11 protein-coding genes are annotated in these 12705 nt (G+C 61.2%); 3 read left to right on the top strand and 8 right to left on the bottom strand.

Annotated features, from left to right (window positions below; translation table 11 throughout):
• Window positions 1-2: 2 nt before the first annotated feature.
• Together ACKLNA_RS01075 and ACKLNA_RS01070 are read right to left on the bottom strand one after the other, a co-directional pair.
• Window positions 3-1919, bottom strand: a complete 1917-nt coding sequence (locus ACKLNA_RS01075; protein ID WP_408984591.1) for an NEL-type E3 ubiquitin ligase domain-containing protein — start codon at window positions 1917-1919, stop codon at window positions 3-5.
• A complete protein-coding gene (locus ACKLNA_RS01070; protein WP_408984590.1) occupies window positions 1906-3399 on the bottom strand; it encodes a dermonecrotic toxin domain-containing protein in 1494 nt (497 codons plus the stop codon). Before ACKLNA_RS01070 ends, ACKLNA_RS01075 begins: the two co-directional genes overlap by 14 nt.
• Before the next feature lie 308 nt (window positions 3400-3707).
• Between ACKLNA_RS01070 and ACKLNA_RS01065 the strand changes: the two genes are divergently transcribed.
• Complete coding sequence (locus ACKLNA_RS01065) at window positions 3708-4148, top strand: CBS domain-containing protein (RefSeq protein WP_085712511.1); 441 nt, start codon at window positions 3708-3710, stop codon at window positions 4146-4148.
• On the opposite strand, the gene ACKLNA_RS01060 is transcribed toward ACKLNA_RS01065, so the two are convergent.
• Together ACKLNA_RS01060 and ACKLNA_RS01055 are read right to left on the bottom strand one after the other, a co-directional pair.
• The gene (locus ACKLNA_RS01060) at window positions 4149-4772 is read right to left on the bottom strand and encodes a glutathione S-transferase N-terminal domain-containing protein (RefSeq protein WP_408984589.1); all 624 of its coding nucleotides are present in this window, start codon (window positions 4770-4772) and stop codon (window positions 4149-4151) included.
• An 88-nt stretch (window positions 4773-4860) separates the two neighbouring features.
• Window positions 4861-5949, bottom strand: coding sequence for a DUF1615 domain-containing protein (locus tag ACKLNA_RS01055; RefSeq protein ID WP_408984588.1), 1089 nt, complete (start codon window positions 5947-5949; stop codon window positions 4861-4863).
• Between the two features lie 184 nt (window positions 5950-6133).
• On the opposite strand from ACKLNA_RS01055, the gene ACKLNA_RS01050 reads away from it, so the two are divergent.
• Window positions 6134-7669 carry an FAD-dependent oxidoreductase gene (locus ACKLNA_RS01050; RefSeq protein ID WP_408984587.1) on the top strand — a complete coding sequence of 512 codons (1536 nt, stop codon included), beginning with the start codon at window positions 6134-6136 and terminating at the stop codon, window positions 7667-7669.
• A 4-nt stretch (window positions 7670-7673) separates the two neighbouring features.
• On the opposite strand, the gene hemB is transcribed toward ACKLNA_RS01050, so the two are convergent.
• Complete coding sequence (gene hemB, locus ACKLNA_RS01045) at window positions 7674-8648, bottom strand: porphobilinogen synthase (protein ID WP_085648205.1); 975 nt, start codon at window positions 8646-8648, stop codon at window positions 7674-7676.
• A gap of 144 nt (window positions 8649-8792) precedes the next feature.
• Window positions 8793-9491, bottom strand: a complete 699-nt coding sequence (locus tag ACKLNA_RS01040) for a glutathione S-transferase family protein (RefSeq protein WP_408984586.1) — start codon at window positions 9489-9491, stop codon at window positions 8793-8795.
• 295 nt (window positions 9492-9786) lie between these two features.
• On the opposite strand from ACKLNA_RS01040, the gene ACKLNA_RS01035 reads away from it, so the two are divergent.
• Window positions 9787-10461, top strand: a complete 675-nt coding sequence (locus ACKLNA_RS01035; RefSeq protein ID WP_408984585.1) for a histidine phosphatase family protein — start codon at window positions 9787-9789, stop codon at window positions 10459-10461.
• Window positions 10462-10492: 31 nt separating this feature from the next.
• Here ACKLNA_RS01035 and mnmH read toward each other — a convergent pair whose 3' ends face one another.
• Both mnmH and selD read right to left on the bottom strand, forming a co-directional pair.
• Complete coding sequence (gene mnmH / locus ACKLNA_RS01030; RefSeq protein WP_408984584.1) at window positions 10493-11596, bottom strand: tRNA 2-selenouridine(34) synthase MnmH; 1104 nt, start codon at window positions 11594-11596, stop codon at window positions 10493-10495.
• On the bottom strand, window positions 11596-12630 hold the full coding sequence (selD, locus tag ACKLNA_RS01025; protein ID WP_085712520.1) for a selenide, water dikinase SelD: 1035 nt from the start codon (window positions 12628-12630) through the stop codon (window positions 11596-11598). The genes mnmH and selD overlap by 1 nt, the downstream gene beginning before the upstream one ends.
• Window positions 12631-12705 lie beyond the last annotated feature (75 nt).

The following is a 12705-nucleotide window of genomic DNA, read 5'->3' as shown; positions in this document are numbered from 1 at the left end:
GCCTATGTCGCCTTGTTCAACGCATCCAGCGTCAGCGTTTTCAATAACGCTTTACGCTCCTCGGCCAACGCCAGCAACTCTCGCTCGTACACCTGCTGCGTCAGCGACCCCGTCATTTGTCGCCCGAGCAACACTTCCAGCCTTGCGTTGAAATCCAGAGCATTCTGCGCAAACGCCTGCTGATGCCGGCTTTTCAGATATTTGCGCCAGAAGCGTTGTTCTATGATCTGGTTGACCAGCCCTTCACCAGCCTCAAGTCCCAGAACGGAGTCATAGGCCTGTTCAATCCGGGCATCCGTGACCTCGCCTATCTCCCTGAACAACATGCCCCGCGATTGCCACGGCAGCTCCAACCGTTGCGCCAGGCCAGTCTGGAACGACAGGTAAATTTCCACCTCGTCGATCGTGCCAGTCATGTCCCCGTCTTCATCCACTGCGATAAATGATTCACCGGCCTGCAGACGGGACCTGACAGTGGCCCGTGCAATCTCATTGACCTGATCCAGTCGGGATTTGCCTTTGGCCAGCGCAATCAGTGCAGCTTCAACCTGCTCGGGAGTGCCCGCCAGATACGCTTCGCGGATCAATACCTTGATGCCCATTTCATTGAATATCTGCGCACCGGCATCTGCGCACGATTCTGGATGGCTGGCCATGCCAAACAGCTCTTCGCGCAACGGCGCGTCTTGCGCGGCCGCATCAATCATTCGCCAAACCCGCTGCGTCAGCTCCGCACGATTCGCAGCTTCGATGTAATCTGCCGATTCGACCAACTGCTCCAGAACTTCGAAAAACCCCTGGGAGTCCGCTTGCGCCTCAAGCTGATTCCACGTGGCTTGCCTGCCCAGCAGTTCCGAGCCGCTCACACCCTCCAGCCAGTGCACACTGGTTTTCTCACCCTTGGGCGGATAGCTGCGCGCGGGGTCATAACCGACTGAACGCATGTAGGTCTGAAACTGTTCACGAACCGGGTCAGGCAATCGGTCACGGCTCAAACGTGTACGGGCAACCAGTCGGGCCTGTTCGGAGCCAGGTACCACTTGAGGTAGTCGATCGATTGGATTGTCCAGCAGATCCAGCTCGAAACCCCGCGGCCTTGGCAGGGCAAACAATCCTTGGGGCCAATCGACCAGACCACTGTCATGTAGATCCAGCCTCACCAGTTCAGACAGGCGACTGACATCCGGCGGCAGCGACAACGCCGGGTTGTTTCCAAGATTCAACGTTTGCAGATGAGTCAGCTCCGCCAGTTCCGCGACACTTTCAGCGCTCAAGGTCAATTGGTTGGCGGACATATCCAACGACTCCAGCCCCCTCAAGCTCCCCTTCAGGCGCGGCAGTGCCACAAGCTTGTTGTCGCTCAAGTCCAGTGATTTCAAATCGGGGAAATAATCCAGAAATCCATCGATATTGGTACGCAACTCCGCACTGCGAAACCGCAAGGTACTCACATGCGGGAACTCTACGTCCAGCGCCGGCAGATATTCCAGAAAGTCACTGGTCCAGTGAAAGTCCAGATCCAGGATGCAACCGTTCGCCGAAGGTGTATGCGCGGCTTGCCAGCAGCGCTTGATCGCCTCGGCAAAACGCCCCTTGTGGTAGCGCTGATCCATCGGTAACAACTCGCCCCTTTCGATGGCCACCCACCCGTCCAGAGTGTCGTTCAGTGCCTGAAAGCTTTGTTCTTGCTCACCAATGCGTTGCCGTAACCGAGAAGGTGTGCCCGACTCCCGGGCAAAGGCATTGAACGACGCTTCGGTCGATTGCGGATACAGCGTTTTGAACCTCTGCTCCAGACTTGGCATATCTCCCGTACCCAGAGGCGTCTCGTCGATTCGCACCGGGTCCTGCAGGAGGATCGTTTCCGGTTCTGCGATGCGTAAACGTGATCGACCCTCGCCTGAATCAACGACCTCCATCCGTTCGATCCACGGTGATGACTTGAGCGGTTTCAGAGCCCAGCACACTACCTGCCGCTGCCCATGCCCCCAACTGAATCAGGTCTTCAACCACACCGAGCACATGCTCCGCCGCTTCGGTACGCTGCCCCTCGGACCACTCCACGATGCCCTCGAACGTTTCATCCAGCAGCTGATAGGCGGTATAGGCCAGCATCAGCTCGCCCAGCACCGGCACAAAGGGGGCTGCGACGAATGCACCGGCTTCCAGCACCGTGACGACGACTTTCTGAAAACTGTCCCAACGCGCCCAACGCGACTTCGCGTCTTCATCACCGGCAGGAACGGCCCGGGTCCTGGCATCGGCAAACAACTGGTTCAAGTGGCGGGCAAAGGCGTGTTCCCACACATCACCGACAATCCTCGCGCTGGTCAGTCTCAAGTCCGGACTGGCAACCGGCTCGGGGCGCCACGTCGGCTGTTGCGTACCAGGAACGGACGCATGCCATTGCAGTTCTACAAGCCGTTCATTGAGCTGAAAGAAGAAATTTCCACGGTGCCGATGAGGAACGAAACGACTGAAAAATTGCTGGTAAGCCGGAGTCCGCAACTGCTCAGTCAACACTGCAGCGAATCGTGCAGCCGAGGGATAGCGCCTGATCGGGTGATGGGGGTCATGAGGGACGTAGGCAATGACGGGTTCGACCGAACGACTGCCCTCGAGATCTCCCGCGATCAGTAGGATTGAACTCAGATCGACGCCCATCATCGTCACCGTATGACAATGCAGGGATTTTGCGCCGAGCGTTAATGACCGGTCTCCTTGTGCCAGCCGCAAAAGCAGCGCATGGGTCTGCGAATCAATGTCTCCTTTCATGAGTGCGAGTTCGCTCGCCACCACCAGAGCGTCTTTTTCACAGGCCTGGAAAGCCAGTTTCAGCCGTGCCTTGACCACCGGTTGGGTGAAGTCAAAAAAAACGTCGAGATAAGTCTGGTATCGACGCCCGATGTCCAGCTCACGACAGAGTGAGGCAAAGGCCTCGACCGACAGCCGTGACTTGATCGGCACGATCTCGAACTGTTCCGCCGCCGAAGGTCGGGTTATGAATTGGCTTGCGGCGTCGAAATAGCCAGCGCGGGTTTCCTTTGCTTCGAAGTTGTTCAACGCCGCGTCGAGCAAGGACACTGTCCGCACTTCGAATCCACCGGCCAACCCCGTTGAACGATACGTTCTGAGGAAGGTATTTCTGATATCAACTGTGACGGCGAATCGGGTCTTGAGCGCTTCGACCAATAACGGCTCGGCGAACGCTTCAATTTGCTGGAGACGACCAAAAACCCTGTCGGACTCGTTGCGTGAGTGCCAACTGGCCGCAAGTGCCTTTTTGAGGGCCATGCGTTGCGCTGCGTGCACCTGGTGATACCAGGGCAGATCACGCCTGGCCGCCGTCCGCATGGCGAGACGATGAGCATCTCTGGACTTCAACAACCAGGAAGGCATTGAACTTGCGATTGATCGGGCCGCTGCATTCTTGGGCGGTTGTTGACTGCTGATCCGTACATTTTGCATTTGATGCTGTCATCCATGACATTGAGGGCCCTGGAGTCTACAAAAAACGCAGCGCCGTTCGCTCCGGACTCTGTTTCGAAACTTGTGAGTGCTTGTGGTCACACCTGCAATCGGCAGTGGGTTGAAGCCATTTACCGGGAAATGACGTTTTTTGCGTGTTATCTGCCGTTTTGCGACCTTGCTCTGTGCGCCACGGTCTACGATGCTTGGAGAACAACGACAACACCTGAGTAACCGCCATGAAAACCGTCGCCCAGCTGCTCAAGCTCAAAGATCAGAAAAATCAGGAAGTGCACCAGATCAAGCCCGATCACATGGTGCTCGAAGCGCTGATGAAGATGGCCGAGAAAAACGTCGGCGCCTTGCTCGTGGTGGAGGACGAAAAAGTGGTGGGCATCATCAGCGAGCGTGATTACGCACGCAAACTGGTGCTGCACGGGCGCTCGTCAGTCGGCACCCCGGTACGAGACATCATGGTCGCGAACGTGATCACGGTGGACACCCACCAGACGGTCGACACCTGCCTGAGCATCATGTCCGACAAGCGCCTGCGTCACTTGCCGGTGGTCGAGAACGGCAAACTGCTGGGCCTGCTGTCGATCGGCGACCTGGTCAAGGAAGCGATTGCCGAACAGGCCGAGCTGATCAAACAGCTGGAGCAGTACATTCGCGGGGAATGATCAACCGGGCCAATGCCTTGCAAAGACCGGCGCCAGCACCGGGTGCCGGTCGATGCGTTGCAGCCACGCATAAAACCCCGGCCGGGCCTGGCGCAGGTGTTCGCGGGTGCCGGCCCAGCGCGTGACCACCGCCGCCAGCACGTCCAGTGCTCCCGGTGTTTCATCGTCCAGATACAGCTCGGCGGAAAACTGGTCGGCGAACACTTCCCACATCCAGTGCAATCGCTCCCGGGCACCGGCCATGAGGTTCTGCCGCGACGCTTCGTCCGGCATCACCAGCCAGCGCTCGGGGTAATCGATGACGCCGATGGCCCCGTAGCAATTGCTGACGATGTACACCAGTCCGCGAATGGCCTGGTCACGGTCAGCGGTATCGGCCGGCAGCAGGCCTGACTTGGGAAAGCTCAGCCCCAGGTGAATCAGGATCGCCGCGCTTTCGGTCAGTGCGCTGCCATCGGGCAGTTGCAGGGTCGGAATCTGCTTGAGCGGATTGAGCCTGGCCAGTTCCTGCGCAGCTTCGGCGCTGGCTTCGGTGTCGATGAAGCGATAGGCGATCTGGCACAGTTCGAGCGCCGCCTCGATGGCCGCTGCCCCTGAATTCCTGTGGCCGTAAAGTTGATACATGTTCCCCCCTCGAAATAGCGACTCCCCGTCTGCCCTGGAGTGTAGAAGGCGCGGCGGATATCGCCGCCGCGAGCCGATGACTGAAGCGTCAGTCCCGGGCCATGCAGCGCCGATAACGCTCATCGACCCGCTTGGCGAACCACGCGGTGGTCAGTTTGCGGGTGATCTTCGGGCTTTGCAGGACAATCCCCGGCAGCACCGCCTGGGGCAATGATTTGCCTTCGGCCTTGTCCGCCAGTTCGAAAACCCGTTGATACAGCTTGGTCTCCTCGAATCCCGGGGTGTTGCCCTTCTCCAGTTGCTCGCGGATCACCGGATTGCGCATGCCCAAAGGCTTGCCAAGCTTGCGCACCGCCAGTTCGGTGGTACCCGGCATGATCGAGTCGTAGCGGATCAGGTCGCCATCCAGGGCCAGCGGCACACCCGACACGCGACTGACCGCATTCTGAAACGCCGCGTTGCGACTGGCGTACCACCCGGCGTTGAAGTCGGCGAAACGGTACAGCGGTTCGCGATAACTCACCGGGTAACCCAGCAAATGGGCGATGCCGAAGTACATGCCGCCACGGCGGGTGAACACTTCGTGGCGAATCGTGCCGTTCACCGGATACGGATAACCCTTGGCATGCTGCTCGGCGAATTCGATGCTGACCTGCATCGGCCCGGCGGTGTGCACCGGGTTGAAACCGCCAAACAGCGTGCGCCCCATCGGCACCATGCCGATGAAGTCATCGAAAATGGCGCTCAGGTCTTTCTCGGTGCGTGCCGCGCTCAGGCGCTCGCTGTAGCTCTTGCCGTTGGGCGAGCGCACCTGCAAGGCGCCGCTGACCAGCAGGCTCGGGATGTGCACTTTGGCGGCGCGCCGGTCGATCTCGTCGCGGGCGATCTTGCCCAGGCCGGGTACCGGCGGGTCGACCTGAAAGTTGGATTCCTGCTCGGCGACGGCCAGCACCGAACACAGGTTTTGCGTGGTCGGGCTGATGCCCTGGGCGGCGAACGCGGTGTAGATGTCCGTGGCCCAGCCCTGGCGGTCGGCGGTTTTCGCCGGCAGCAGGCGCACGATCTGCGCCTTGACCTCGGCCGGTGCGCGCGGGGCCGGTTCCTGGCTGCGCTGCCCGGCGCAACCGGCCAGCACCAGCAGCGCGGCGAGGCTGAGAAATATTCGAGGGCTTTGCATAACGCTCCATAAAGTCCGTTGAGCCGGGTTTACCCTACGCCCAATCCCGGGTTGCAGGATAGGACTGCGGGCCGGCGGCGCTGTTCCATCGCCCCGTTTGGCAGGCCAACTGGCCGTGCCCGCCCGCTGATCCATACTTGCTGCTGCACACTCAGTGGCAAAGGGCACGCGAGGAGGACAGACCATGAACCGCAGTGACGTTCTGATCATCGGCGCGGGCCCCACCGGACTGGTACTGGCCCTGTGGCTGAGCAAACTGGGCGTGCGCGTGCGCATCCTCGACAAGACCTCAGGCCCCGGCACCACCTCACGGGCACTGGCGGTGCAGGCGCGAACGCTGGAGCTGTACCGGCAACTGGACCTTGCCGAAGCCGTGGTGCGCAACGGGCATCGGGTGGCGGCGGCGAATTTCTGGGTCAAGGGCAAAGCCGTGGCGCAGTTGCCGCTCAACCGCATCGGCGAAGGCCTGACGCCTTACGCCTTTCTGGAAATCTACCCGCAGGACGAACACGAGCGACTGCTGATCGACCGCCTCGAAGACTACGACGTGACGGTCGAACGCAACACGACGCTGGAGAGTTTCACGGAAAACGGCGATGGTCTCACCGCCCATTTGCGTCTGCCGGATGGTGAACAGGAAATCTGTCAGGCCTGCTACCTGGCGGGTTGTGACGGCGCCCGCTCGGTGGTGCGCAAGACCCTCGACACCGGTTTCCCCGGTGGCACCTATCAGCAGATCTTTTACGTCGCCGACGTGCAGGCCAGCGGCCCGGCGCTCAACGGCGAATTGCATCTGGATCTGGATGAAGCGGACTTTCTCGCGGTGTTCCCGCTGGCCGGCGAAGGTCGTGCGCGACTGATCGGCACGGTGCGCGACGAACGTGCGGATCGCGCCGAAACCCTGGAGTTTTCCGACGTCAGCAGCCGCGCCATCGAGCACTTGAACGTGCACATCGAGGACGTCAACTGGTTCTCCACTTACCGCGTGCATCATCGGGTGGCGGATCACTTTCGCAAGGGCCGGGCGTTTCTGCTTGGCGACGCCGCCCACGTACACAGCCCCGCCGGTGGTCAAGGCATGAACACCGGCATCGGCGATGCGATCAACCTGGCGTGGAAACTCGCGGCGGTGCTCGGCGGCGCAGCCACGCCAAAGCTGCTCGACAGCTACGAAACCGAGCGCATCGCCTTCGCCCGGCGGCTGGTGTCGACCACCGACAAGGTCTTCAGCTTCGTCACCGCCGAAGGGCGAATGGCCGACCTGTTGCGCACACGGCTGGCACCGTTCGTGATCCCGAAAATGGCCTCATTCGAGACCAGCCGCGAATTCCTGTTTCGCACGGTGTCGCAAATCACCGTCAACTATCGGGGCATGGCGTTGAGCGAAGGCGTGGCCGGGCACGTCCACGGCGGCGACCGCTTGCCGTGGGCCCATGATGGCGAGGGGGACAATTACGAACCGTTGCGCAACCCGTGCTGGCAGGTGCATGTGTACGGCGACACCAGCGACGAGATGATCGCCTGGTGCAATGAACATCACTTGCCGCTGCACGTGTTCGACTGGCGCCCGGCGTTTGAAACGGCGGGACTGGGGCGCAACGGCTTTTACCTGTTGCGCCCGGATACCTACGTGGCGATTGCCGACAACAGCGCGGATCCGAAGGTGATCGAACGGTATTTTCGTGATCACGGGATCCGGCCGTTTTTCAATTGCCCCTAAAGGATCAGATCCCGGCCAGGGCCAGGTCCATCGCAAAGTAGGTGAAGATCAGATCCGCACCCGCGCGTTTGATCGCACCGAGGCTTTCGCGCACCACGCGGTCTTCGTCGATGGCCCCGGCCTGGGCGCCGAACTTGATCATCGCGTACTCGCCGCTGACCTGATACGCCGCCAGCGGCAGGTTCGAGGCTTCGCGGATGTCGCGGATGATGTCCAGGTACGCGCCGGCCGGTTTGACCATCAGTGCATCGGCGCCTTCCTGCTCGTCGAGCAGCGATTCGCGCAAGGCTTCGCGGCGGTTCATCGGGTTCATCTGATAGCTTTTGCGGTCGCCCTTCAACGCGCTGCCACCGGCCTCGCGGAACGGGCCGTAGAGCGCCGAAGCGAATTTGGTCGAGTAAGCCATGATCGGAATCTGCGTGAACCCGGCATCGTCCAGTGCCCGGCGAATCGCCCGCACCTGGCCGTCCATCGCGGCCGACGGCGCGATCACGTCGGCACCGGCACGGGCCGCAGCCACGGCTTGCTTGCCAAGGTTGATCAGAGTCTGGTCGTTGTCGACTTCATGGTTGTGCATCACGCCGCAATGGCCGTGGTCGGTGTACTCGCAGAAGCAGGTGTCGGACATCACGATCATCTCCGGCACGGCGTCCTTGGCGATCCGCGACATGCGCGAGACCAGACCGTTTTCACGCCAGGTGTCGCTGCCGTTGGCGTCCAGGTGATGGGACACGCCGAAGGTCATCACCGACTTGATCCCGGCACGGGCGTAACGCTCGATCTCGCCGGCCAGTTTGCGCTCCGGAATGCGCATCACGCCGGGCATGCTTTTGATCGGCACGAAGTCGTCGATTTCTTCTTCGACGAAGATCGGCAGCACCAGATCGTTGAGCGAAAACTCGGTTTCCTGGAACAGGCTGCGCAGGCTCGCATTGCGGCGCAGACGGCGTGGACGTGCTTCGGGGAACTGACTGGACATGAGGCCTTTCCTGAAAAACGGGCAGATGAGACGAAAGTCGTAGGGGGCGAAGCTTATGCCTTGCGGGGGACGGGGTACAAACCTGGATCAATCAACAGTGCATTACCGGGCACGCAATAATGTGCGCACCCGGCTCACACCGACTTATGAAGGGATGGTCAACCCGCGCACCACCGCCGGCCGCGCCAGAAAGCGCTCCAGCACCCGAGTGACGTTCGGGAAGTCCTTGATGCCGACCAGATCGCCCGCCTCGTAGAACCCGATCAGGTTGCGCACCCACGGGAACGTGGCGATGTCGGCGATGGTGTAGCGCTCGCCCATGATCCAGTCGCGCCCTTCAAGGCGGGTGTTGAGGACGCTGAGCAGGCGTTTGCTTTCGTCGACGTAGCGGTCGCGGGGACGCTTGTCTTCGTAATCCTTGCCGGCGAATTTGTTGAAGAAGCCGATCTGGCCGAACATCGGGCCGATGCCGCCCATCTGGAACATCAGCCACTGAATGGTTTCGTAGCGCAGTGCGCCTTCCTGGGCCAGCAACTGGCCGCTCTTGTCGGCGAGGTAGATCAGGATCGCGCCGGACTCGAACAACGGCAGCGGTTTGTCCTCGGGGCCGTGGGGGTCGAGGATCGCCGGGATCTTGTTGTTCGGGTTCAGCGACAGGAACTCCGGGGACATCTGATCGTTGGTGTCGAAACCCACGCGGTGCGGCTCGTAGGGCAGACCGATCTCTTCGAGCATGATCGAGACCTTGACGCCGTTGGGGGTCGGCAAGGAATAGAGCTGAATCCAGTCGGGGTACTGCGCCGGCCATTTCTGGGTGATCGGGAACGCGGACAGATCGGTCATGTGTAGCATCCAGTCACAAAATGAAAGGCCTGAGCATAATCCACGTTTTCCGCGCTGGCTCGGGTTCTTTTTGTCCTGGCCTGCGGACTTACTTAAATCCGCAACATCCTGTCGTTAACCTGCCCTTCAGCCGTGCGGCGACGCCTTTAAAGTGGGCCCCGCCAAACGGATCGAACCAAAGGCCTTCAGAGGGCTCCAAGGAAACCACTCAAGACAGGGAAAACACCCGGCCCCGGCAGCCTGCGGTGCAGAGGTTTGTCAGCCTTAACCGAACAGACTGAAGACCCTTTATTTCATGACGAACTTGATGAAAGTCGCCAGACGCTTCAAACATCGCGCCTACGTTGCCCTGCCCTCGCTGCTGGCGATGAGCGCGCTGTTCCTGTCCCTGGAATCCAGCGAAAGCCGCGCGCAACCGGTGGACGGCACCCAGACCCTGATCTTCCTGCGTCACGGGGAAAAACCTGCCGGCGGCCTCGGCCAGCTCAACTGCCAGGGCCTGAACCGCGCCATCGAGCTGTCGACCCTGCTCCCGGAGAAATTCGGCAAGGCCGACTACGTGTTCGCCGCCAACCCGACGCGCAACGTCGAAGAAGGCGAGCTGGACAACTCCTACAGCTACATTCGCCCGCTGATGACCATCAGCCCCGCCGCGATCAAGCTCGGCCTGCCGGTGAACATCGAGTTCTCGGCCAATGACACCAGCGACCTGGCTCGGGAGCTGATCGCCGACAAGTACCACAACTCGATCATCTACACCGCGTGGTCCCACGGCTACCTGCCGGAGCTGATCAACAAGGTCGCCGGCAAGGCCGTTGGCGAGAAACAGAGCATCACCGAGGACTGGGCGTCCGGCGACTATGACTCGCTGTACGTGCTGACCCTGACCTGGCACAACGGCAAGGCCAGCCTGCAGAGTCACAGCTACAAGCAGGGGCTGGACAACGGCAAGGTCACTTGCCCGACCTGAGTGTTGTGGAGCCCCTGCCGGGGCTCTCGCTTCAGCGCTTCTGATTCAACCGCTGGCGCAGATACTCGATCACTGCCCCGCACTCCCCGGCAAACTCGATCCGCGCGCCCTTCTTCTCGCGCTGAAACACATACATCGGGTCGTAATACTCACGCAGCAACCCCTCGATCCAGCCCCGGTGCAAGTCCACCGAACCGCTGCGCCCCTGTTCGACCAGCGCGTCTTCCATCAACAGCAGCATCCGTCGATGGCGTTCGCCGCCCAGACGTTTCTGCACATTGTTCAGGCTCTCGAGCAAGCGTTCGGAGAACAGCTCGAACCCCTGCTCGCCATGCACCGCCGAAAACTCGGCCGACAGGTCCACCACGTAATCGCGCAGGATGCGCTGCACCCGATCCTCGAAGCTGTCTTCCAGCCAGACCATCGGGTACTGCTGCATGCCCTGATACAACGGCAGTGGCAGCGCGCAACTGCCCACCACCCGGCTCTCGTCTTCGAGGACGAACTGGTCGATACCGGCGTCGCGTTTCTTGAGGAAATCGATGGCCAGGCGGTTTTCAAAGTCGATGTTCGACGGCTGGCCGGTGGCGCGCTTGCCGAAGCTGGAGCCGCGATGGTTGGCGTGGCCTTCCAGATCCAGGCTGTTGCGCAACTGCACCAGCAGTTCGGTCTTGCCGGTACCGGTCATGCCGCCCAGCAGCACGAAATCACATTGGGTCACCGCTTGTTCGAGGGTGTCGATCAGGAAGTTGCGCAGTGCCTTGTAGCCGCCACCGATGCGCGGATAGTCGATCCCGGCTTCGCTCTTGAGCCACTGCTGGGTGATCTGCGAGCGCAGGCCACCGCGAAAACAATAGAGATAACCGTCGGGATGGGCCCGGGCGAATTCGGCCCAGGCCTCGATGCGTTCGGCCTTCACCGCACCGGACACCAGATGGTGGCCCAGTTCGATCGCGGCCTGCTGGCCGTGCTGTTTGTAGCAGGTGCCGACCTTTTGCCGTTCGAGGTCATTCATCAGCGGCAGATTGACCGCGCCGGGGAACGCGCCCTTGTGAAACTCGACCGGCGCGCGGGCATCCATCAGCGGCCGGTCGTTGAGGAAAATGTCGCGGTAATCGGTGCAGTCGCGGAGCATCAAATCACCTCGACTGCGTGGGTCTGTCGCTCGACCAGCTCACCGATCGGCGCCAGGTTCAGGCCCAGCTCTGCGGCTACCGCGAGGAATTCGGCGTTGCCTTCCGGGGTCACGGCCAGCAGCAGGCCGCCGCTGGTCTGCGGATCGCACAGCACCCGCTTGTGCAGTTCCTGCACGCGCCCGAGCTTGCTTGAATAGCTGTCGAAATTGCGCAAGGTGCCGCCGGGTACACAGCCCTGATCGAGGTAGTACTCGACGCTGTCCAGACGCGGCACGCGGTCATAGGCGATGCGCGCGGTGAGGTGGCTGCCATCGGCCATTTCCACCAGATGCCCGAGCAGGCCGAAACCGGTGACGTCGGTCATCGCGGTCACTCCGGACAACTTGCCGAAACGGCTGCCGGGCTTGTTCAGCGTGCACATCCAGTCCCGGGCCACGCCGATGTCGGCGTTACGCAGCTTGCCCTTCTTTTCTGCGGTGGTGAGGATGCCGATGCCCAGCGGTTTGGTCAGGTACAGCAGGCATCCGGCGGTGGCGGTGTCGTTGCGCTTCATGAAGCGCTTTTCCACCAGACCGGTGACGGCCAGGCCGAAGATCGGCTCCGGCGCATCGATCGAATGGCCACCGGCCAACGGAATACCCGCCGCGTCGCACACCGCACGACCACCGCGAATCACTTCCCGCGCCACTTCCGGCGCCAGCACGTTGACCGGCCAGCCGAGGATGGCAATGGCCATCAACGGGTCACCGCCCATGGCGTAGATATCGCTGATGGCGTTGGTCGCGGCGATACGGCCGAAGTCGAACGGGTCATCGACGATCGGCATGAAGAAATCGGTGGTCGACACCACACCGCGTTCGGCATCGATTTCATACACCGCCGCGTCATCGCGCGAGGCGTTGCCGACCCACAGCTTCGGGTCGAGGTTCTGCGCGCCGCTGCCGGCAAGGATCACTTCCAGCACCTGCGGCGAAATCTTGCAGCCGCAACCGGCACCGTGGCTGTATTGGGTCAGACGGATGGGTTCGCTCATGGGGCAACCTCTGGCTGGGAATGGGGCGGATTCTAGCAGAGGGGATTGCCGAGCAAAAAAAACCGCCCTTTCGGG

Source organism: Pseudomonas sp. UV AK001 (assembly GCF_046097675.1).
GTDB classification, from domain to species: Bacteria; Pseudomonadota; Gammaproteobacteria; order Pseudomonadales; family Pseudomonadaceae; genus Aquipseudomonas; species Aquipseudomonas kribbensis.
This window is presented reverse-complemented; position numbering and strand designations above follow the sequence as displayed.